Genomic DNA, 376 nt, shown 5'->3' on the forward strand with positions numbered 1-376 from the left:
GCAAGGGCAAGCACAAGGACAGGGGCCGGGCGCGTCGGGCGCATAACCTCCCAAAGGGCCTTACGCAGCGCTGCCTGCGCAGCGCGTGCGTCACTTCGCGAACCGTCACGCCGGGCTTGCCGAGACGGCACGGCAGGGCGCAAAACGGGCCGCTATGCTGTCTTCCGGAGGTAATTGCTGCATGGAAGACACCATTCGTTTCGACGGCCGTATGTTGTTCCTGTCCGACGACCCTGCCATCGTGCGCCGTCAGTTGGCCGGCGAGTCCGTCACCCGCGCCGAGGCCGGTGCCTTGCGCGATAACGTCTCGACCGACGAGATCACACCCGTCACCGTCATGCTCACCTACGATGAACGGCTCGGACGCTACCCCTAT

1 pseudogene is annotated in these 376 nt (G+C 65.2%); it reads left to right on the forward strand.

The window, feature by feature from the left end:
* Positions 1 to 181: 181 nt before the first annotated feature.
* Positions 182 to 376 (forward strand): annotated as a pseudogene (locus CDV44_RS27475) (3-isopropylmalate dehydratase); the annotation flags it as partial.

The sequence above is a fragment of the Pandoraea sp. PE-S2R-1 genome (assembly GCF_002179865.1).
GTDB lineage: Bacteria > Pseudomonadota > Gammaproteobacteria > Burkholderiales > Burkholderiaceae > Pandoraea.